At 70.1% G+C, this 20,976-nt stretch carries 16 protein-coding genes; 13 read left to right on the forward strand and 3 right to left on the reverse strand.

Going from position 1 to position 20,976, the window contains the following annotated elements; all coding sequences use genetic code 11:
* Window positions 1-12: 12 nt before the first annotated feature.
* Genes gatC through gatB form a run of 3 tightly spaced genes read left to right on the forward strand, consistent with a single transcriptional unit; the run spans window position 13 to window position 3,313 of the window.
* A complete protein-coding gene (gene gatC, locus CXP56_RS04840; RefSeq protein ID WP_028846650.1) occupies window positions 13-312 on the forward strand; it encodes an Asp-tRNA(Asn)/Glu-tRNA(Gln) amidotransferase subunit GatC in 300 nt (99 codons plus the stop codon).
* Window positions 309-1,814, forward strand: coding sequence for an Asp-tRNA(Asn)/Glu-tRNA(Gln) amidotransferase subunit GatA (gene gatA / locus CXP56_RS04845; protein ID WP_028846649.1), 1,506 nt, complete (start codon window positions 309-311; stop codon window positions 1,812-1,814). The genes gatC and gatA overlap by 4 nt, the downstream gene beginning before the upstream one ends.
* Window positions 1,814-3,313 carry an Asp-tRNA(Asn)/Glu-tRNA(Gln) amidotransferase subunit GatB gene (gene gatB / locus CXP56_RS04850; protein ID WP_028846648.1) on the forward strand — a complete coding sequence of 500 codons (1,500 nt, stop codon included), beginning with the start codon at window positions 1,814-1,816 and terminating at the stop codon, window positions 3,311-3,313. Before gatA ends, gatB begins: the two co-directional genes overlap by 1 nt.
* A 100-nt stretch (window positions 3,314-3,413) precedes the next feature.
* Here the strand turns inward: gatB and CXP56_RS04855 are convergent, their stop codons facing one another.
* Window positions 3,414-4,592, reverse strand: coding sequence for a PQQ-dependent sugar dehydrogenase (locus tag CXP56_RS04855; RefSeq protein ID WP_286900122.1), 1,179 nt, complete (start codon window positions 4,590-4,592; stop codon window positions 3,414-3,416).
* 159 nt (window positions 4,593-4,751) lie between these two features.
* Between CXP56_RS04855 and CXP56_RS04860 the strand changes: the two genes are divergently transcribed.
* The gene (locus tag CXP56_RS04860; RefSeq protein WP_051309744.1) at window positions 4,752-5,411 is read left to right on the forward strand and encodes a DoxX family protein; all 660 of its coding nucleotides are present in this window, start codon (window positions 4,752-4,754) and stop codon (window positions 5,409-5,411) included.
* A gap of 25 nt (window positions 5,412-5,436) precedes the next feature.
* Here CXP56_RS04860 and CXP56_RS04865 read toward each other — a convergent pair whose 3' ends face one another.
* Window positions 5,437-6,066: a PH domain-containing protein gene (locus tag CXP56_RS04865; RefSeq protein ID WP_051309742.1), complete on the reverse strand. Its 630-nt coding sequence runs from the start codon at window positions 6,064-6,066 to the stop codon at window positions 5,437-5,439.
* 445 nt (window positions 6,067-6,511) lie between these two features.
* On the opposite strand from CXP56_RS04865, the gene CXP56_RS04870 reads away from it, so the two are divergent.
* The 8 genes from CXP56_RS04870 to CXP56_RS04905 all read left to right on the forward strand — a co-directional run bounded on the left by CXP56_RS04870 (window position 6,512) and on the right by CXP56_RS04905 (window position 17,946).
* Complete coding sequence (locus tag CXP56_RS04870; RefSeq protein WP_479267525.1) at window positions 6,512-8,272, forward strand: acetolactate synthase large subunit; 1,761 nt, start codon at window positions 6,512-6,514, stop codon at window positions 8,270-8,272.
* Window positions 8,272-8,778 carry an acetolactate synthase small subunit gene (ilvN, locus tag CXP56_RS04875; protein ID WP_028846645.1) on the forward strand — a complete coding sequence of 169 codons (507 nt, stop codon included), beginning with the start codon at window positions 8,272-8,274 and terminating at the stop codon, window positions 8,776-8,778. The genes CXP56_RS04870 and ilvN overlap by 1 nt, the downstream gene beginning before the upstream one ends.
* A gap of 53 nt (window positions 8,779-8,831) precedes the next feature.
* Window positions 8,832-9,833: a ketol-acid reductoisomerase gene (ilvC, locus tag CXP56_RS04880; protein ID WP_286900045.1), complete on the forward strand. Its 1,002-nt coding sequence runs from the start codon at window positions 8,832-8,834 to the stop codon at window positions 9,831-9,833.
* A 251-nt stretch (window positions 9,834-10,084) separates the two neighbouring features.
* On the forward strand, window positions 10,085-11,116 hold the full coding sequence (locus CXP56_RS04885) for a fatty acid desaturase family protein (protein WP_286900048.1): 1,032 nt from the start codon (window positions 10,085-10,087) through the stop codon (window positions 11,114-11,116).
* A 966-nt stretch (window positions 11,117-12,082) separates the two neighbouring features.
* Window positions 12,083-13,681, forward strand: coding sequence for a phosphoglycerate dehydrogenase (gene serA / locus CXP56_RS04890; RefSeq protein WP_028846643.1), 1,599 nt, complete (start codon window positions 12,083-12,085; stop codon window positions 13,679-13,681).
* A gap of 162 nt (window positions 13,682-13,843) precedes the next feature.
* Window positions 13,844-14,884, forward strand: a complete 1,041-nt coding sequence (locus tag CXP56_RS04895; RefSeq protein WP_286900049.1) for a 3-isopropylmalate dehydrogenase — start codon at window positions 13,844-13,846, stop codon at window positions 14,882-14,884.
* Window positions 14,885-15,430: 546 nt separating this feature from the next.
* Window positions 15,431-17,059 (forward strand): citramalate synthase, encoded by a 1,629-nt coding sequence (cimA, locus tag CXP56_RS04900; protein WP_286900052.1) that lies wholly within the window; start codon window positions 15,431-15,433, stop codon window positions 17,057-17,059.
* A gap of 128 nt (window positions 17,060-17,187) precedes the next feature.
* A complete protein-coding gene (locus CXP56_RS04905) occupies window positions 17,188-17,946 on the forward strand; it encodes a fumarylacetoacetate hydrolase family protein (protein ID WP_028846640.1) in 759 nt (252 codons plus the stop codon).
* Window positions 17,947-18,001: 55 nt separating this feature from the next.
* Here CXP56_RS04905 and CXP56_RS04910 read toward each other — a convergent pair whose 3' ends face one another.
* On the reverse strand, window positions 18,002-19,231 hold the full coding sequence (locus CXP56_RS04910) for an FAD-dependent oxidoreductase (RefSeq protein WP_286900054.1): 1,230 nt from the start codon (window positions 19,229-19,231) through the stop codon (window positions 18,002-18,004).
* A 98-nt stretch (window positions 19,232-19,329) separates the two neighbouring features.
* Between CXP56_RS04910 and gltX the strand changes: the two genes are divergently transcribed.
* Window positions 19,330-20,817, forward strand: coding sequence for a glutamate--tRNA ligase (gltX, locus tag CXP56_RS04915; RefSeq protein ID WP_028846638.1), 1,488 nt, complete (start codon window positions 19,330-19,332; stop codon window positions 20,815-20,817).
* The last annotated feature ends 159 nt before the right edge of the window (window positions 20,818-20,976 follow it).

Genomic DNA, 20,976 nt, shown 5'->3' on the forward strand with positions numbered 1-20,976 from the left:
GGGGTTGAGCGCGTGTCCACCATTTCCCGCGACGAAGTCGCACACCTGGCCAAGCTGGCCCGGTTGGCCGTCACCGAGGAGGAGCTGGACCTGTTCGCCGGCCAGCTGGACGTCATCCTGGACGCGGTCGCCAAGGTCAGCGAAGTGGCCACCGACGACGTGCCGCCGACCTCGCACGCCGTGCCGCTGACGAACGTGTTCCGCGAGGACGAGGTGCGGCCCGGGTTGACGCAGGACGAGGCGCTGTCGGGGGCCCCTGCGGCCGAGGACGGGCGCTTCCGGGTGCCGCGGATCCTGGGGGAGGAACAGTGACCGAGGTGACCAGGATGACCGCGGCCGAGCTGGCCGCGAAGATCCACGCCGGCGAGTTGAGTGCGGTCGAGGTGACGCAGGCGCACCTGGACCGCATCGCCAAGGTGGACGACCAGGTGCGGGCGTTCCTGCACGTCGACGCCGAAGGCGCGCTGGAGACCGCCCGCAAGGTGGACGAGGACATCGCCGCTGGGCGGCCCCCGGCCTCGCCGCTGGCCGGTGTTCCGCTGGCCCTCAAGGACGTGCTCACCACCAAGGGCGTGCCGACCACGTGCGGGTCGAAGACGCTCGAGGGATGGATCCCGCCGTACGACTCGACGGTGCGCCGCAAGCTGCGCGAGGCGGACGTCGTGGTGCTGGGCAAGACCAACATGGACGAGTTCGCCATGGGTTCGTCCACCGAGAACTCGGCGTTCGGCCCGACCCACAACCCGTGGGACACCACGCGCGTGCCGGGCGGTTCCGGCGGCGGCTCGGCCGCGTCGCTGGCCGCGTTCGAAGCGCCGCTGGCCATCGGTACCGACACCGGCGGGTCGATCCGCCAGCCCGCGGCGGTCACCGGCACGGTCGGCGTCAAGCCGACCTACGGCTCGGTGTCCCGCTACGGCCTGGTCGCCTTCTCCAGCAGTCTGGACCAGGCCGGGCCGTGCGCCCGCACGGTGCTGGACGCCGCGCTGCTGCACGAGATCATCGCCGGGCACGACCCGCTCGACTCCACGTCCATCGACGCCCCGGTGCCGCCCGTGGTGGCGGCCGCCAAGCAGGGCTTGGACGGCGACCTGTCCGGCGTGCGTGTCGGCGTGGTGAAGGAGTTCCAGGGTGAGGGCTACCAGCCCGGCGTGCTGCGCTCGTTCGAGGCCGCGGTGCAGCAACTGCGTGATCTCGGTGCGGAGATCGTGGAGGTCTCCTGCCCGCACTTCGTCTACGCGCTGCCCGCCTACTACCTGATCAATCCGAGCGAGTGCTCGTCCAACCTGGCCCGTTTCGACGCCATGCGCTACGGCCTGCGCGTCGGCGACGACGGCACCCGCAGCGCGGAAGAAGTCATGGCGCTGTCCCGCGAGGCGGGATTCGGCGCCGAGGTCAAGCGCCGCATCATGATCGGCACCTACGCGCTGTCCGCCGGGTACTACGACGCCTACTACGGCTCGGCGCAGAAGGTGCGCACGCTGATCATCCGCGACTTCGAGTCGGCCTACGAGAAGGTGGACGTGCTGGTGTCGCCGACGACGCCCACCACCGCGTTCAAGCTGGGCGAGCGGGTCGACGACCCGATGGCCATGTACCGGGCCGACCTGTGCACCATCCCGGCGAACCTCGCAGGCAACGCGGCGCTGAGCGTGCCGAGCGGCCTGTCCGACGACGACGGCCTGCCGGTCGGCCTGCAGGTGATGGCGCCCGCGTTGGCCGACGACCGGATGTACCGGGTCGCCGCCGCCTACGAGAAGGCGCGCGACGCCGCCACCGGCCGTGGAGTTCTCGACCAGATTCCGGAGCTGTGATGACCGCTGCGACTCTGCTGCCCTACGACGAGGTGCTGGAGCGGTTCGACCCGGTGCTCGGGCTCGAGGTGCACGTCGAACTGAACACCAGGACCAAGATGTTCTGCGGCTGCGTCAACGAGTTCGGGGGCGAGCCGAACACCCACGTGTGCCCGACGTGCCTCGGCCTGCCCGGTGCGCTGCCGGTGGTCAACGGCAAAGCGGTCGAGTCGGCGATCCGCATCGGCCTGGCGCTGAACTGCACGATCGCCGAGTGGTGCCGGTTCGCGCGGAAGAACTACTTCTACCCGGACATGCCGAAGAACTTCCAGACGTCCCAGTACGACGAGCCGATCGCCTACGACGGCTACCTGGACGTCATGCTGGACGACGGCGAGGTGTTCCGGGTCGGCATCGAGCGTGCCCACATGGAGGAGGACACCGGCAAGTCGGTGCACGTGGGCGGCGCTACCGGCCGGATCCACGGCGCCGAGCACTCGCTGCTGGACTACAACCGTGCGGGCGTGCCGCTGATCGAGATCGTCACCAAGCCGATCGAGGGCGCCGGGGCGAGGGCGCCCGAGGTGGCCCGTGCGTACGTCACCGCCCTGCGTGAGCTGATGCTTGCCCTGGGCGTCTCGGACGTGCGCATGGACCAGGGCTCCATGCGTTGCGACGCGAACGTGTCGCTGCGGCCGAAGGGGCAGCAGGAGTTCGGCACGCGCACCGAGACGAAGAACGTCAACTCGTTGCGCAGCGTCGAGCGTGCGGTGCGCTACGAGATGCAGCGCCAGGCGGCGGTGCTCGCCGGGGGCGGCACGGTCGTGCAGGAGACCCGGCACTTCCAGGAGGCGGACGGCACGACGTCGCCCGGCCGCCCGAAGGAGACGTCGGAGGACTACCGCTACTTCCCGGAGCCGGACCTGGTGCCGGTCGCGCCGAGCCGGGAATGGGTCGAGGAGTTGCGCAAGACGCTGCCGGAGCCGCCGTGGAAGCGCCGCAAGCGCATCCAGGAGGAGTGGCAGCTGACCGACGAGGAGCTGCGCGACCTGTTCAACACCGGCGCGGTGGACCTGGTCGCGGCCACCGTGGACGCGGGAGCCCCGGTCGACGAGGCGCGCAGCTGGTGGGTGCAGTTCCTCACCCAGCAGGCCAACGCCCGTGGCGTCGAGCTCGCCGACCTGGCCATCACGCCCAAGCAGGTGGCGAGGGTGATCGAGCTGATCGCCGAGGGCAAGCTGACCAACAAGCTGGGCCGCCAGGTCGTCGAGGCGGTGCTGGACGGCGAGGGCGAACCGGACGAGGTGATCGAGGCCCGCGGGCTGAAGGTCGTCTCCGACGACGCCGAGCTGAGCAGGATCGTGGACGAGGCGCTGGCCGCCCAGCCCGACGTGGTGGAGAAGATCCGCGGCGGCAAGGTGCAGGCCGCGGGCGCCATCGTCGGTGCGGTCATGAAGGCCACCCGTGGCCAGGCGGACGCCAAGCGGGTGCGCGAGCTGGTGCTGGAACGCTGCAAGTAGGGCACCCGGTCGCCGCAGGCACCCCGGAGCCGCTGAGCGGATCGAGCCTGCCGACCCGCGGTGCGCCGGTCCGCGCGGGCTCGCCCGGTGGGCGGCCGGATCAGTCCTTGTCGTTGCCGCCCGACGGGTTCAGCGGGAGCAGGACCACCCGGTCGTCGCTGGACACCGGCTTGCCGCCGTCCTTGTTCACGGTGCTGGCCACGGCCAGCCCTGCGGTGTAGACGTCCAGCCCGGACAACCGGCCGTAGCCGGAATTTCCGTCGAACGTCACGCTGGGTTTGCCGGTCGCCGTGCCGTTCGCGTCGATCTCCAGCCCGTGCAGGCCCGGGTCGGTGGACATGGCCACCACCACACCCTCCGTGGCCACCGCGCACCCGGCCACACCGGGCTTGTCCTTCCACCGCCACACCGGCGTGCCCAGCGGCTTGCCGGGGTCGACCAGGTGGATGGCGTCCGCCTCCGGCGCGCGATCGGTCACCCACACCTGGGAGCCGTCTCCCGACGCGCAGACACCGCCCGGTGTGTGCAGGCCGCTGGCGATCACCCGGGAGCCGGTCCTGGGGTTGCCCGCGGCGGGTTTGCCGCTGGTGTCGATCCGCAACACCTTCCCGGCCAGCGAGTCCGGGTTCCGCGCCGCCTTGGGATCGCCGGCGTCGCCCGTCGCCACCAGCAGCGCGCCCGAGGCGTCGACGGCCAGCGCCCCTCGGTTGCCGCGCGCACCCTTGGGGATCCCGGTCAGGATCGGACGCGGCTTCTGGCCAGCGGCGAACCGCACCACCCGGTTGTCCGTGCTGGTGGTGATGTAGGCGAAGACGAGCCCGTCCTCCTGGTAGCTCGGCGACAGCGCCAGCCCGGTCAGGCCGCCGTCACCCTCGGCGGCCACCGTCAACGTCGCGAACGGGGCGGGCTTGCGGCCCTTCACCACGCGCAGCACCCGTCCGGTGTCGCGCTCCGCGGCCAGTGCTGCGGGTTGCCCATGCACCGGCGGCAGCGCCGCGACGGCCACCAGGGTGTCCATGCACGTGCCGATCACCGCGGGGTCGTGATCGGTGCATCCTTCCGGCGGCGGGATCTCACCGTCTCGCTGCCCGGTTCCGCGGCCGCCCTGGCCTTGCGGGATCTCCGGCGAGCCAGGCGCTTCCGGCAGCTCGGGCTGAGGCGGCCGTTGCGGCGTCAGCTGCGGAGCGGGCTGGAAGTCCGCGTCGGCAGCCGAGTCGTCGAACCGCGCGCAGCCGGACAGCAGCAGCCCGCTCGCCGCGATGGCGGCGAGCACACGCATCGAGCGGCGGTGGACCACGGAATCCACGGTAGGTGGTTCGTCGTGAATGTGCGGTGAGCCTGCCCCGCCGCGGCCGCGGCGCGCGGTGGTGCACGATTCACCGGACACGCCCCGATCCCGGATACCCGGAAGGGGGAATTCGGGCTAGTCTGCCCCGCCATGAGCGCAAACGACGAGTTCTACTCCAGCGAAGCGACGCGGCGCCTCCCGTCGCCGGGAACCGGGCAGTCGGAGCCGCCACCACCGGTCCGCACCGACCGCATCGACCCGTCCACCGATTTCGGCGAGGACGAGGACTTCGTCGAGACCCGCTGGCACGGAGGGCTGGACCTGGGCCTGCTGATCCTGCGGATCGCCGTCGGCGGGGCCATGCTGCTCAAGGGCCTGTACAAGTTCGGCATGTTCGGCGGGCCCGGGCTGGAGTCGGTCGCCGACATGCTGGCCAGGAAGTACGACTTCACCAACGAGACCACGCTGGCCTGGGTGCTGGCGGTCACCGAGGTGGGCGCGGGCGGTGCGCTGATCCTCGGCCTGTTCACCCCGCTGGCCGCGGCGGCGATCCTCAGCATCACCTCGTGCGTGGTGTACCTGGATCGTGCGGTCGGCTACTTCCCGGAGACGATCGGTGCCAACCAGGGGCCCGGTTACGCCTACCCGTTGCTCATCGGGGCGGGCGCGCTGGCACTGCTGTTCACCGGCCCGGGACGGGCGTCCGGCGATGCCGGCTTCTCGTGGCGCAAACGCCCGGTCGGCTGGGGAGTGTTCGGCATCCTGCTGGCCGCGGCCGCGGTGCTCGTCGTCGTGCTGGTGTTCCGCTGATCAGCGTGCCGGGCCAGGCAGCTGGTCAGCCGGAGGAAGCCGCCGAGTCGTCCGCCGAATCGTCCTCGGCGCTCTGCTCGGCGGCTGTTTCGCTCGTGCCCGTGGGGGCCTTCGCGGTGTCGCCTGTGCCCGTGGGGGCCTTCGCGGTGTCTGCCGAGGCGTCCTTGCCGACGCCGTCCGCCGGGGCGTCTTCCTGCTTCGTGCCGGCGTCGTCCTGGTCTTCTCGCGGTTTCTCCGGCATCGGCGGGAAGGCCGGGATCCGCCCGCCGCTCAACACCGCGATGATCGGCAGGTGCCGCGCCCGCACCCCGGGCAGCCGCACCTGCTCCTTGTCCGCCAGCACCGCGAACACCTTGGCGTCGGACACCACGGACAACCCGGTGAGTTCACCCCATCCGATGAATCTCGAGCCGAAGACGGTGCGCGCGGTCAGCCCGGTGGCGTCGACCGTCGTTTGGGTGCGCAACACCCACACGGCGAACCCGATCGGCAGCAGGTAGACGGTGGCCAGCCACCACGACGACCAGGCGAACGGGGTGGCGCTGACCATGGCCAGGAAGGCCGCGACCACCGCAACGCGCGGCATCCGGAACGTCGCCTCCTTGACCGGCGGTCGCTCGGGCGTGGACGGCTGCGGTTCGGACTTCTCGCTCACCTGGTGAATGGTGCCTGGCGCCGTGCCAGGGCCCGTCGGCGGGGTGGCGGGGGCGCCGCGCCGTCTCGCCATGCGAGAGCTGCGTCTCGCAGAATTGACACTGCGCAGCGTGACCGGATAAGTTGGCGGCGTGCAGAAGCTGAGCAGCCTCGTAATTCGCCCGCGCGTCGACGCGTAGCGGGTGAAGCGAGCTGCGTCGACGCGCGGACCCTCGTCCGACCTGGTGGTCGGCGGGGGTTTTTTCATGCGACGACGACCCGAGCAGATACTCCGAGAAGACCACAAGACCCCGAGAAGACACCACGACCGTGAACACCACGTGTAAGAACGAGGCAGCACGATGACCAGCGCCACATCGCGAGCGCGTTCCCGTTCCGCGGGCAGCCCCGCAGGCGGGACCGCCAAACCAGCAGCCCCCAAGCCCGCTCCGCCCGCGGGGACCCCGATCCGGGTCACCGGAGCCCAGTCGCTGGTGCGGTCACTCGAGGCGGTAGGCGTCGAAGTCGTCTTCGGCATTCCCGGCGGGGCCATCCTGCCTGCCTACGATCCGCTGCTCGACTCCACCAAGCTCCGGCACGTGCTGGTCCGGCACGAGCAGGGCGCGGGGCATGCGGCGACCGGGTACGCGCAAGCGACCGGCAAGGTGGGCGTGTGCATGGCCACGTCCGGCCCCGGGGCGACCAACCTGGTCACCCCGCTGGCGGACGCGCACATGGACTCGGTCCCGGTGGTGGCGATCACCGGTCAGCAGACCCGTGCGCTGATCGGCACCGACGCCTTCCAGGAAGCCGACATCTGCGGCATCACGCTGCCCATCACCAAGCACAACTTCCTGGTGACCGATCCGGCGGAGATCCCGCGCACGATCGCCGAGGCGTTCCACCTGGCGTCCACCGGCCGTCCGGGGCCCGTGCTGGTGGACATCCCGAAGGACGTGCTGCAGGAGACGACGTCGTTCTCCTGGCCGCCGGAGACCCGGCTGCCCGGCTACCGGCCGACGCTGCGCCCGCACGGCAAGCAGGTCAGGGAGGCCGCCCGGCTGATGACCAGGGCCCGCCGCCCGGTGTTCTACGTCGGCGGTGGCGTGATCAAGGCCAAGGCGTCCGACGCGCTGCGCGAGCTGGCCGAGCTGACCGGGATCCCCGTGGTGACCACGCTGATGGCCCGCGGCGCCTTCCCGGACTCGCACCGGCAGCACCTGGGGATGCCCGGCATGCACGGTTCGGTCGCCGCGGTCGCGGCGATGCAGCGGGCCGACCTGCTGATCGCGCTCGGCGCCCGGTTCGACGACCGGGTCACCGGCAAGCTGGACAGCTTCGCGCCGGACGCCACCGTGGTGCACGCCGACATCGACCCGGCGGAGATCTCCAAGAACCGCAAGGCCGACGTGCCGATCGTGGGCGACTGCAAGGAGATCATCACCGAGCTGATCTCCGCGGTGAAGGCGGAGATCGCCGCGGGCCACACGGCGAAGCTGGACGACTGGTGGACGCAGATCGACGCGTGGCGCCGCACCTACCCGCAGGGCTACGACTGGCCGAAGGACGGGTCGCTGGCCCCGCAGTACGTCATCGAGCGCATCGGGCAGATCGTCGGGCCGGACGCCCTCTACGTGGCCGGGGTGGGGCAGCACCAGATGTGGGCGGCCCAGTTCATCTCCTACGAAAAGCCCGGCACCTGGATCAACTCCGGCGGCCTCGGCACCATGGGGTTCGCCGTGCCTGCGGCGATGGGCGCCAAGTTCGGCAGGCCGGACAAAGAGGTGTGGGCCATCGACGGCGACGGCTGCTTCCAGATGACCAACCAGGAGCTGGCCACGTGCGCCATCGAGGGCGCGCCGATCAAGGTCGCCGTGATCAACAACGGCAACCTGGGCATGGTCCGGCAGTGGCAGAACCTGTTCTACGAGGAGCGGTACTCCAACACCGACCTTGGCACGCACGCCCACCGCATCCCGGACTTCACGCTGCTGGCCGAGGCCATGGGCTGCGTCGGGCTGCGCTGCGAGACCAAGGAAGAGGTCGACGAGGTCATCGAGAAGGCCAGGGGCATCAACGACCGGCCGGTGGTGATCGATTTCGTGGTCGGCAAGGACGCCCAGGTGTGGCCGATGGTCGCGGCGGGAACCAGCAACGACGAGATCATGGCCGCGCGCGGCATCCGCCCGCTGTTCGACGACGACGACGTGTCGGAAAGGGAGCTGTGATGAGCGTCCACACCCTGAGCGTGCTGGTGGAGAACAAACCGGGTGTGCTGGCGCGCGTGTCCGGGCTGTTCTCCCGCCGCGGCTTCAACATCGAGTCGCTGGCCGTCGGCCCGACCGAGAACCCGGAGATCTCCCGGATGACCATCGTCGTCGCGGTGGAGGACCTGCCGCTGGAGCAGGTCACCAAGCAGCTGAACAAGCTGGTGAACGTGATCAAGATCGTGGAGCTGGAGCCGTCCAGTTCCGTGCAGCGCGAGCTGATGCTGATCAAGGTGCGCGCCGACGCCACGGTGCGCAGCCAGGTGCTGGAGACCGTGCAGTTGTTCCGCGCCAAAGTGGTCGACGTCTCGCCGGAAGCGCTCACCATCGAGGCGACCGGCACCGCGGACAAGACCTCCGCGCTGCTGCGCATGCTCGAGCCCTACGGCATCCGCGAGATCGTGCAGTCCGGGATGGTGGCCATCGGCCGTGGCGCCAAGTCCATCACCGCGTCGGCGATCCGCTGACAGCGCGCACAGTCAACCGAAAACACCCGCACCGGAAGGAAGCAATACCCCTCATGGCAGTTGAGATTTTCTACGACGACGACGCCGACCTCGGTCTGATCCAGCAGCGCAAGGTAGCGGTGATCGGCTACGGCAGTCAGGGCCACGCGCACGCGCTGAGCTTGCGCGACTCGGGCGTCGACGTGCGGGTGGGCCTGCCCGAGACGTCGAAGTCCCGGGCCAAGGCCGAGGAGGAAGGCCTGCGGGTGGTCACGCCCGCACTAGCCTCAGAAGAGGCCGACCTGATCATGGTGCTGGCGCCGGACACCGCGCAGCGCAAGATCTACGCCGAGGACATCGCGCCGCACCTGAAGTCCGGCGACGCGCTCTACTTCGGCCACGGGTTCAACATCCGCTACGGCCTGATCCAGCCGCCGTCGGACGTCGACGTCGCCATGGTCGCGCCGAAGGGCCCCGGTCACCTGGTGCGCAGGCAGTTCGTCGACGGCAAGGGCGTGCCGTGCCTGATCGCCGTGGAGCAGGACGCCTCCGGCAACGCGCAGGCGCTGGCGCTGTCCTACGCCAAGGCGATCGGCGGCACCCGCGCCGGCGTCATCAAGACCACGTTCGCCGAGGAGACCGAGACCGACCTGTTCGGTGAGCAGACGGTGCTCTGCGGCGGGGTGAGCGCGCTGATCCAGGCCGGCTTCGAGGTGCTCACCGAGGCCGGCTACGCCCCGGAGATCGCCTACTTCGAGGTGCTGCACGAGCTGAAGCTGATCGTGGACCTGATCTACGAGGGCGGTATCGCCGGCCAGCGCTACTCGGTGTCCGACACCGCCGAGTACGGCGACCTCACCCGCGGCCCGCGGGTGATCGGCCCGCAGGTGAAGGAGGAGATGCGCAAGATCCTGGCCGAGATCCAGGACGGCTCGTTCGCCCGCGAGTGGGTCGCCGAGGACGAGGCGGGCAGGCCGAACTTCACCAAGCTGCAGGCCGAAGGCGCCGCGCACCCGATCGAGGAGGTCGGCGCCCGGCTGCGCAAGATGATGGCCTGGGTCAAGCCCACCGTCTGAGCACGGATTTCCCGGTACGCGGCCCGGGTCGCCGGGGGAGCATCCCCGTGGTGGCCCGGGCCGTCGCCGGTGGTTGGCACGCGGTGCAAGTCTTCGGCACTCTGGCGCTCCGACTGTCCAGGTCGCTCGTCATCCCGTAGTGTTGGTGACAGGCAGCTGTGAAGGAATGACCCACCGCAAGGGGTGCCGCTCACGGTCGCTTTTTTCCAACCGGCGGGCAGCCGGATCGCCGACGAACAGGATCAACCACCGTGACCGCACCTCCCCAGGCGGCCGAGAGGCCGCGCCATCGCTCTGATTTCGCCCGGCTGTCGCGTCGCATCCGCGACGCGGGCCTGTTCGACCGTCGGCCGCTGTACTACACGCTCAAGATCGCGTTCAACCTGCTGATGCTCGCCGCGGCCTGCGTCGGCTTCGCGCTGATCGGGGATTCGTGGTGGCAGCTGCTGATCGCCGCCGGCCTGGCCGTCGTGTTCGCCCAGCTGGCCTTCATCGGCCACGACGCCGGGCACAAGCAGATCTTCCGCAGCAGCCGGGCCAACGACGTGGTGGGTTACCTGCACGGTGGCCTGATCGGCATGAGCTACGGCAGCTGGCTGCGGAACCACAACGCGCACCACGCCAACCCGAACCACGAGGAACACGACCCGGATCTGGACATCCCCGCGCTGTCGTTCACCGAAGAGCAAGCGGGCGCCAAGCGCGGTTTCCAGCGCTGGCTGACCAAATACCAGGCGTACTTGTTCTTCCCGCTGCTGCTGCTCGAGGGGCTGGCACTGCGCATCACCGCGGTGCGCGCCGTGATCAACGGCACGGTGAAACTGCGCAAGCTGGAAGCCGTTCTGCTGGCCGGCCACATCGGCGGGTACCTCGCCGTGGTGTTCCTGGTGCTCTCGCCGCCGATCGCGGTGCTGTTCATCGTGGTGCACCAGTGCCTGTGGGGCGTGTACCTGGGGTGCTCGTTCGCGCCGAACCACAAGGGCATGCCGACACTGAAACCGGGGGAGAAGATCGACTTCCTCCGCAAGCAGGTGCTGACCTCGCGCAACGTGCGCGGTGGCCCGATCGTCGACTGGGTGCTCGGCGGGCTGAACTACCAGATCGAGCACCACTTGTTCCCGACCATGCCGCGGCCGAACCTGCGCCGGGCCCAGCCGATCGTGCAGCAGTTCTGCCGGGAGATCGGCCTGTCCTACAGTCAGACGGGGTGGCTGCGCTCCTATCGGTACGTGCTGCAGTACCTGCATTCCCTGGGCGCGCCGCTGCGTGCACAGTCCGCATGACCGGCGGCGGGTAGCTCGCCGCGGGGTCAAGGCACGGTGAGGCGCATGGTGCGCCTTTGCCGAACGCCGGCGAGCTGCCGGGCCTGACCGGCCACGGTCACCCTGGTCGGCCGTCGCAGCGGGAAAGGCCGGGCCGCAGCCGACCTCCAGGACCAGCAACGGCGGCGCCCTACTCAGGGGCGAGCGCCTGCACCCAGCCCGGCGAGCAGCAGGACGACCAGTTCGTCGTCTGCCGAGCTCTCGGCACACGATCGACGGCCACGGTGTGCCCGTCGATCGTGATCTTCTCGGTGCCACTGGTCCTGGCGGCCTCCCGGTCGGCGGGTGCGGCGGTATCAACGACGCCGGCCTGCGACGTGCTGCAGCCGGAGGAGCGCGACCGCGGTCGCGACGCAGCCGAGGGCGACGATGCTGGCGGCCCTGGCGATGTGCAACTCGTTCGGCCCTTCTCGGGTGGATGGTTCCCCTGCGCGCATCCACTCGGCACAGTGGCTGGTCACCCACACGAACGATTGACGGTGTGCGGATCATCGCTGCTTTGGTGCGAGGCGGGTCGTTCACCGGATCGTGTTTCCCGCCGATGAGCAGCACTGCTCGCCCCGGGCCACTGCCCGATCGCCCGGCAGGGGCATGTTCCACCTGGGAGGTACGGCGTTCGAGGAAGCATCCGAGGTGTCAGGACGCGTATTCGACGGCCTGGCCGGAGCCTCCGGCACCGACGACGGCGATCGGGTCGCCCGCGGCCGCGGCGGATGTGGACGACCCGGTCACGACAGGGCGCACGTCGCCGGAAACGGTGAAATCGACGATTCCGGTGGGTGCTCGATCACAATTTCCGGCCGGCGTCCCAACATGTGGTCGCAATTCGCCGACGTGGCGTACATCATCCCAGCTCATGACGCCTGCCGGCGGGCCGCTCGATAGACTTCGGGCTCAGCCAAGACACGACGTTTCGGAGTCTGTTTCGTGACCACGCCTGATCGTCCTGTAGTTCTTCTCGCCGAAAAGCTGGCCCCGTCCGTCCACGAGATCCTCGGTGACGAGGTCGAGATCCGTCAGGTCGACGGCACCGACCGTCCGGCCCTGCTGGAAGCCGTGCGTTCCGCGGACGCCCTGCTGGTGCGATCGGCCACCAGGGTCGACGCCGAGGTGCTGGCCGCGGCCCCGAAGCTGAAGGTCGTCGCGCGCGCCGGTGTCGGTCTGGACAACGTCGAGGTCCCGGCCGCCACCGAGCGCGGTGTGCTGGTGGTCAACGCCCCCACCTCCAACATCGTGTCGGCCGCCGAGCACGCCGTCGGCCTGCTGCTGTCCGTGCTGCGCCGGATCCCCGCCGCCCACCAGAGCCTGCAGCAGGGCGAGTGGAAGCGCAGCGCGTTCACCGGTGTCGAACTGAACGGCAAGACGGTCGGTGTCATCGGCCTCGGCAAGATCGGTCAGCTGTTCGCGCAGCGGGTGGCCGCCTTCGGCGTCGAGCTGATCGCCTACGACCCGTACGTGTCGCCGGCGCGCGCCGCGCAGCTGGGCATCGAGCTGGTGGAGCTGGACGAACTGCTCCGCCGCGCGGACGTCATCTCGATCCACCTGCCCAAGACGCCGGAGACCGTCGGCCTGATCGACGCCGAGGCGCTGGCCAAGACCAAGCGCGGCGTCATCCTGATCAACGCCGCGCGCGGCGGCCTGGTGGACGAGGAGGCGCTGGCCAAGGCGGTCGCCGACGGGCACGTCGGCGGTGCCGGGGTGGACGTGTTCGCCGAGGAGCCCGCGACCACCAGCCCGCTGTTCGGCCTGCCCAACGTCGTCGTCACGCCGCACCTGGGTGCGTCGACCCGCGAGGCACAGGACAGGGCGGGCACCGACGTGGCCAAGTCGGTCCTGCTGGCGCTGCGCGGCGACTTCGTGCCGGATGCGGTGAACGTGGCCAGCGGCAAGGTCAGCGACGAGCTGCGGCCGTACCTGCCGCTGACCCAGAAGCTGGGTGTGGTGCTGGCCGCCTTCTCCAGCCAGCCGCCCGCGTCGGTGACCGTCGAGGTGCGCGGCGAGCTCGCTGCGGAGGACCCGAGCGTGCTGTCCCTGGCCGCGCTGCGCGGTGTGTTCGACGCCGTGGTGGAGGACCAGGTGACGTTCGTCAACGCGCAGCGGCTGGCGGACGACCTGGGCGTGCAGGTCGACGTGGTCACCGAGCCGGAAAGCCGGATCTACCGCAGCGAGGTGACGGTGCGCGCGGTGCACGCGGACGGGACGTCGTTGTCGGTGTCCGGGGCGATCACCGGCTTGGACGAAGTGGAGAAGATCGTCGAGGTCAACGGCAGGCACTTCGACATCCGCGCGGAAGGCCACATGCTGTTGCTCGAGTACCCGGACCGCCCGGGCGTGATGGGCAGCGTCGGCACGCTGCTCGGCGAGGCGGGGGTCAACATCGAGGCTGCGCAGATCAGCCAGACCACCGACGGGGCGGACGCCGTCATGTTGCTGCGGGTGGACCGGCCGGTGAACCAGGACGTGCTCGGCCCGATCGGCAGCAGCGTCGGCGCGCGCACGGTGCGGGCGGTGACGTTCCCCCGATAGGCCATCATCCGGCTCGATGCGGTGATCAAGTCCGGCGCCGCACGGCCGATGGGGGTGGCGAGATCACTGAGTGTGGTGCCTGCCGGTAACCTGCCCCGTGGCGGGACATTGCCCGGCAGTACCCGGAGTAAACCGGCGTACGTGCGAAGACGGAGGTATCGGATGCGGCTCGCGGTGATCCCCGGTGACGGGATCGGACCCGAGGTCGTGGCAGAGGCCCTCAAGGTGCTGACGGAAGTCGCGCCGAACACCGAGATCACCAACTACGACTTGGGCGCCGCGCGGTGGCACTCGACCGGAGAACTGCTCCCCGAGTCCGTGCTGAACGAGCTGCGGGAGCAGGACGCCATTCTGCTGGGCGCGGTCGGTGACCCGTCGGTGCCGAGCGGGATCCTCGAGCGTGGCCTGCTGCTGCGGCTGCGGTTCGAGTTGGATCACCACGTGAACCTGCGTCCGGCGCGGCTGTACCCGGGGGTGCAGGGGCCGCTGGCCAACCCCGGAGAGGTCGACATGGTGGTGGTGCGGGAAGGCACCGAGGGTCCGTACGTGGGCAACGGCGGCATCCTGCGCAAGGACACCGAGCACGAGGTCGCCACCGAGGTCTCGCTGAACACCGCGTTCGGCATCAAGCGGGTGGTCGACGACGCCTTCAAGCGGGCGTCCCAGCGGCCGCGCAGGCGGCTGACGTTGGTGCACAAGACCAACGTGCTCACCCACGCCGGCTCGCTGTGGTCGCGGGTGGTGGAGGAGGTGTCGCTGCAGTACCCGGACGTGTCCGTCGACTACATGCACGTCGACGCGGCCACGATCCACCTGGTCAACGACCCTTCGCGGTTCGACGTGATCGTCACCGACAACCTGTTCGGCGACATCATCACCGACCTGGCGGCGGCCATCACCGGCGGCATCGGCCTGGCCGCGAGCGGGAACCTGGACGTCACCAGGCAGAACCCGAGCATGTTCGAGCCGGTGCACGGTTCCGCCCCGGACATCGCCGGGCAGGGCATCGCCGACCCGACCGCCGCGGTGCTGTCGGTGGCGATGCTGCTCGACCACCTCGGCGAGCGCGAGGCGGCCCGCCGCATCGAAGCGTCCGTGGCGTTCGACCTGGCCACCCGGGACCACGCCAACCCCGGATCCACCAGGGCGATCGGCGACCGGCTCGCCGCGCTCGTCTCGTCCAGCAACAGGGCGGCCAGCTGACCGATCCGTTCAGGCAGGCTTGCAACGGCGCCCCGCTCCCAGCCTGGAGCGGGGCGCCTTGTTCTGACCGACTCGTCGCCTCGGACGGCCAAGGGAAGCAGGTCGTGGTCGCCATCGGCTCGTGGTGTCGGCGCCGGCGGACCGGACAGGTCGCCGACACTGCGTTCCTCCCCGGGACGGGCGCAGTCCCGCCTCGTCGGTGGTTGGTGATCGTGTGGCCGCACCCCGGCGGTCCCGGGGTGAGCGGCGCACCTGGAGTTCGAGAGCCGGGCGATCCGGCCGCACCCCGGCGGTCCCGAGGCGAGCGGCGCACTCCGATCGGTTCTCATACTCTGAGAACTGGGCCCGATTTCTGAGAACGCCGGGTGATGTGGCATGATGTCGGACATGGCATCCGCCGTGATCATTATTGGCAGGCGCGCCGAGTAGCGCTCGACACCGAGCTACCCGGCGCGCAGACCTCTCGCATCCACGCGAGGGGTTTTTTGTTTTTCCGGCAACGCACAACTTCATCCGACACGGCTCGTCCATACGGGAGTGACCACAGTGAACCGCACAGTCCCCGCAGGAACACCACTCGGCGACGCATTCCACGTCTACGACACGACGCTGCGCGACGGGGCTCAGCGGGAGGGCATTTCCTACTCGATCGCCGACAAGATGGCGGTCGCCCGGTTGCTGGACGAGCTCGGGGTCGGCTTCATCGAAGGCGGATGGCCCGGCGCCCTGCCGAAGGACACCGAGTTCTTCGCCCGCGCGGCACGCGGGGAGCTGACCCTCAAGCACGCCGTGCTGGTGGCGTTCGGCTCCACCCGCAAGGCAGGCACCACGGCCGCCCGTGACCCGCAGGTGCGCGCGCTGCTCGATTCGCAGGCGCCGGTCGTCACACTGGTGGCGAAGTCCGACCGCAGGCACATCGAGCGCGCGCTGAAGGTCGACGTGCCGGAAGCCTGCGCCATGGTCCGGGACACGGTCTCGTTCCTCGTCGGCGAAGGGCGACGGGTGTTCCTGGACGCCGAGCACTTCTTCGACGGCTACGCCTTCGACCCCGACACCGCGTTGCGGGTGCTGGAAGCCGCGGGGGAGGCGGGCGCCGACGTCGTGGTGTTGTGCGACACGAACGGCGGCCAGCTTCCGCTCGGCATCGCCGAGACGGTGGCCGCGGTGAAGGAGCGGACCGGGCTGCGCCTCGGCATCCACTGCCAGGACGACACCAGCTGCGCGGTGGCCAACACGGTGGCCGCGGTGCAGGCGGGCGCCACGCACGCGCAGTGCACGGCGAACGGGTACGGCGAGCGGGCTGGCAACGCCGATCTGTTCGCCGTGCTGGGCAACTTGGTGACCAAGCTCGGCATGGAGGTGCTGCCCAGCGGATGCGCCGCGGAGATGACCCGGGTTTCGCACGCCATCGCGGAGATCGCCAACATCGCCCCGGACACCCACCAGGCCTACGTCGGGGCGTCGGCGTTCGCGCACAAGGCGGGGCTGCACGCCAGCGCGATCAAGGTCGACCCGCTGCTGTACAACCACATCGACCCCGAGGTGGTCGGCAACGACATGCGGGTGCTGGTCACCGAGATGGCGGGCAGGGCCAGCCTGGAGCTCAAGGGCCGCGAGCTGGGTGTCGACCTGGCCAGCAGGCCGGCCGCGCTGAGCGGGGTGGTGGAGCAGGTGAAGGCGCTGGAGGCCAAGGGATGGTCGTTCGAGGCCGCCGACGCCTCGCTCGAGCTGCTGCTGCGCCGGGCGATGGACGCCGACGCGGACCCGGGCGAGGAGCGGATGGCGCCGGAGGCGCCGTTCGAGCTGGAGTCGTACCGGGTCGTGCTGGACCACCGCAGCGACGGCCAGGTGATCTCGGAGGCCACCGTCAAGGTGCACGTGGCGGGGGAGCGGGTGATCGCGACCGCGGAGGGCAACGGACCGGTGCACGCGCTGGACGCCGCGCTCCGCAAGGCCCTGACGCCGTACCTGCCCTGGCTGGACGAGGTCGACCTGGCCGACTACAAGGTGCGCATCCTGAGCGGAACGCACGGCACCAACGCGGTCACCCGGGTGCTGATCGACAGCACCGACGGCGAACGGGAATGGACCACGGTGGGGGTGCACGAGAACATCGTGGAGGCCAGCTGGCTGGCGCTGTGCGACGCGCTGGTGCACAAGTCCATGCGGGTGTGATGTGGCGAACGACACTGCGACGGACCTCGGCGCGCTCGGGGCGGGCGCGGGTTCGCGGCCCGTCCGGGTGCGCCGGACCTGGTCAGGTGGTGATCGGAACGTCTCGGCCGCCCCGGTAGTGTGCGGGTATGCGTCTGGCTCGAATCGCACATCCGTCCGGTGTCGCCTTCGTCGTCATCGAGGGCGACGAGGTCGCCGAGATCGCCGACCACCCGTTCGGCCAGCCCCAGTTCACCGGCAAGCGGTGGCCGTTGGCCGATGTGCGGCTGCTGGCGCCCATCCTGCCGACCAAGATCATCGGGGTCGGCAAGAACTACGCCGCGCACGCGGCCGAGATGGGCGGGGAGCCGCCGTCCACCCCGCTGCTGTTCCTCAAGCCGTCCACCGCCGTGATCGGGCCCAACGCGCCGATCAAGCGTCCGCCGAGTTCGGCGCGCGTGGACTACGAGGGGGAGCTGGCCGTGGTGATCGGGCAGCCGGTGCGCAACGTGCCTGCGTCCAGGGCCAAGGACGTCATCCGCGGCTACACCATCGCCAACGACGTGACCGCGCGTGACCAGCAGCAGGCCGATGTGCAGTTCACCAGGGCGAAGAGCTACGACACGTTCTGCCCGCTCGGCCCGTGGATCGAGACCGACCTGGATCCGTCCGACCTGCGGGTGCGCACCACGCTGGACGGCGAGGTGAAGCAGGACGTCAGCACGGCGCAGATGATCCACTCGGTGGCCGACCTGGTGGCGTTCGTCTCCGAGATCATGACGCTGTTGCCGGGCGACGTGATCCTCACCGGCACCCCGGAGGGCGTGGGGCCGATGGTGGCCGGGCAGGAGGTGTCGGTCACCATCGACGGGATCGGCACCTTGACCAACCCGGTGGTCGACGCCTGACACCGCACCGGTGTCCGCGTGCGCCGGTGATCGTCCGGCGCCGCGCCGCGGGAGATCAGCGCCGGGCGAACGCCGGAGCGTGCTCGGGGCGGATGCCGATCCCGATCAACCGGGCCGGGAAGTACGACAGCCACGGCATCCGGCGCATGAGCGCCATCATCGCGGTCGGCGGCTCGGCCACCTTCCCGCGGAGCACCGGATCCACCAGCTGCCGGTGCATGGTGCGCTGCATGGCTTGCACGGCGACCGTGGGCAGCCACCGCCTGCGCCTGACCTTGGCCAGGTCGTCCGTGGTGACCTGGCCCTTGCGCAGCGGCTCGGCCAGCAGCGTCCCGGCGGCCACGGCGTCCTGCACCGCCAGGTTGATGCCGACGCCGCCGACCGGGCTCATGGCGTGCGCCGCGTCGCCGATGCACAGCAGGCCGGGCAGGTGCCACTGCTTGACCCGGTTCAGCCGGACGTCGAGGTGCTTGACGTCGTCCATCGAGCCGATCTCCCCGGTGCGTTCCGCCGCCCACGGGAAGACTTTGCCGATGCGTTCCCGGAAAGCGTCGATGCCTGCGGCGCGCAGCTGGTCGTCGGTGCCCTTCCGGCCGATGAGGGCCATCTGGTAGTAGCCCTCGCGCGGCACGGCCAGGGCCAGCTCGCCGTCCTGCAGCGCCGGACGCAGCGTGGTCGGCGGGTCGTTCGGGTAGCGCGGCAGCCGGAACCACCACACGTCGAACGGCACCGGGAACTCCACCACCGGCAGCTCGACCGCCTTCCGGACGATCGACCACCGGCCGTCGGCCGCGACCGTCAGCTTCGCGTGCAGCTCGCGTTCCTCGCCGGTGACCCGGTCGGTGAACCGGACCCCGGTGACCGCGCCGCCGCGCGATCGCAGCACGTCGGTCACCTCGGCGTTGTGCAGCAGCGTGAAGCCAGGTTCCTCCGCCGCGGCCTCGGCGAGCAGGTCGAGCAGCTCCCACTGCGGGACCATCGCGATGTAGGGGTGGGGCACCCGCAGCCGTTTCAGGTCCACCACCACGACCTGCTCGCCGTCCGGGGTGGGAAAGCTCACCTCGGTGATCTTGCTGTGCGGCCGTTCGGCGAACCGGTCGGCCAGGCCGAGCTCGTCCAGCAGGGTCAGCGTCGACGGGTGCACGGTGTCACCGCGGAAGTCCCGCAGGAAGTCCGCGTGCTTCTCCAGCACGGTGACCTCGATGCCTGCCCGGGCGAGCAGCAGGCTCAGCACCATGCCCGCCGGTCCGCCGCCGGACACGGCGACCGTCGTGGTGAGCTTCATGGCCGCCCCCTTTTTCATCGCCTGTTGAATAACTCCACGATGCCGCGGCCGACGCCGTCGCGTCAAGCGAATTGCCGCCGGATACCCTGATGAGCGCTATGACTGAGCTCTCACGTCCGGTTCGCGTTCGGTTCTGTCCGTCCCCGACGGGTACCCCGCACGTCGGCCTCATCCGCACCGCGTTGTTCAACTGGGCCTTCGCCCGGCACCACGGCGGCAAGCTGGTGTTCCGCATCGAGGACACCGACGCCGCGCGCGATTCCGAGGAGTCCTATCAGGCGTTGCTCGAGGCGCTGCGCTGGCTCGGGCTGGACTGGGACGAGGGGCCCGAGGTCGGCGGCGACTACGGGCCGTACCGGCAGAGCGAGCGGCGGGAGATCTACGCCGACGTGGCCAAGCGGCTACTGGAGGCGGGCGAGCTGTACGAGTCCTTCTCCACCCCGGAGGAGGTCGAGCAGCGCCGCCGGGAAGCGGGCGAGGACCCGAAGAAGGGCTACGACAACTACGACCGCACGCTCACCGAGGAGCAGAAGGCGGCGTTCCGCGCCGAGGGGCGCAAGCCGGTGCTGCGGCTGCGCATGCCGGAGGGCGAGATCTCCTGGACCGACCTGGTGCGCGGCAAGATCACGTTCCAGGCGGAGACGATTCCGGACCCGGTGCTGGTGCGGGCGAACGGGGACCCGCTGTACACGCTCACCAACCCGGTGGACGACGCGCTGATGGGCATCACCCACGTGCTGCGCGGGGAGGACCTGCTGCCGTCCACGCCGCGGCAGATCGCGCTGTACCAGGCGATGCAGCGGGCCGGTATCACCGATTTCGTCCCCGAGTTCGGCCACCTGCCGTACGTGATGGGGGAGGGCAACAAGAAGCTGTCCAAGCGGGACCCGCAGTCGAACCTGTTCAACTACCGCGAGCGCGGGTTCATCCGCGAGGGCCTGCTCAACTACCTGGCGCTGCTCGGCTGGTCGATCGCGCCGGACCGGGACATCTTCACCGTCGACGAGCTCGTCGAGGCGTTCGACATCGCCGACGTCAGCGCCAACCCCGCCCGGTTCGACCAGAAGAAGGCCGAAGCGATCAACGGCACCCACATCCGGGCGCTGGCGGTGGAGGACTTCACTCAGCGCGTCCTGCCGTACCTGATCGACGCGGGCGTGCTGCCCAAGGAGCCGAGCGAGGACCAGCTGAAGACGCTGTCCGCCATCGCGCCGCTGGTGCAGGAACGCGTCACGGTGCTGGGCGACGCCGTGCCCATGGTCAGGTTCTTGTTCGCCGAGGACGACTTCGTGGTCGAGGAGGACTCGGCGGCCAAGGCGTTCAAGGGCGATGCGGCCGAGGTGCTCCGGGCCGCGCTGTCCGCGCTGCAGGAGCTCCGGACGTGGGACGCGGCGGGCATCGAGGCCGCGCTGCACAAAGCGCTCATCGAGGGCATGGGCCTCAAACCGCGCAAGGCGTTCCAGCCGGTGCGGGTCGCTGTGACCGGGCGCACAGTGTCACCGCCGCTGTACGAATCGATGGAACTGCTCGGCCGGGAGAAGTCGCTGGCGCGGCTGACGGACGCGCTCAGCCGCCTCGAAGGGTGAACGAAACCGCCAACTGGCGGTACCGCATTCACACCGTTGGCAGAGTCGCCGGGCGGGGCGGAACCTTTAACCTCGCGTGGTGGAGTTCGCGCTTGCCCCGACCAGGCCGCGAAACGGAGCGAACCCCCCGGAAATCCGGGACGGTTCCGTCGTGCGCGC

Source organism: Thermocrispum sp., from assembly GCF_002919275.1.
In the GTDB taxonomy this organism is placed as follows: domain Bacteria; phylum Actinomycetota; class Actinomycetes; order Mycobacteriales; family Pseudonocardiaceae; genus Thermocrispum; species Thermocrispum agreste.